1 protein-coding gene is annotated in these 543 nt (G+C 65.6%); it reads right to left on the bottom strand.

Annotated elements, in window-relative coordinates:
* Position 1 precedes the first annotated feature (1 nt).
* Positions 2–543: hypothetical protein (locus tag AC1DWF_RS37885; RefSeq protein ID WP_476843549.1), on the bottom strand; the 542-nt coding region annotated here is incomplete at its 5' end.

Here is a 543-nt window from a genome sequence, read left to right as displayed (position 1 = left end):
TTCAGCCACCGTAGTGGCTATGCGCCTGATCAGGCAGCTGGGAGAGGCTCGGAAAGCAGAGACAGAGGCGGAGGCCTTGTCGAGGCGCATTCAGGAGCACCGCGATGCACTCAAGGTCGCCCAGCGGAACAGCGAAGATGCCGCCGGGAAGCTGACGGAACTCCGCCGGATTGCCGGTGTTGAGGACGACACCTCTCTCGAGGCAGAGATCAAGCGAGCCCGCAGTCGTGACGCGACGGAAGCGGACATCAAGAGGCTCGAAGAGGATCTGGGGGCGCAGGGCGATGGCCATGACGAAGCCTCGCTCCGTGCCGAAGCCGTCGGTGCCGACGTCGATGCTGCTGCGGCGCGCCTGGTTGAGATTGAGGAACAGATCGCCGCTTTCGGCGCCCAGCGTGAGGTTCTGAGTGACACACGCGCCCGGAAGGTAGCAGAGCTCGAGGTGATGGGCCGCGGCCAGAATGCGGCAGGTGCCTTGCAGGAGCAGCAGCACCACTTGGCGGAGGCGGGGGCTGCCGCAGGGCGATACGCGCAGCTCCATGT

This window comes from Aminobacter sp. P4_D5 (genome assembly GCF_056401815.1).
Note: the sequence above shows the minus strand (reverse complement) of the source record. Positions and strands in the feature narration are given on the sequence as shown.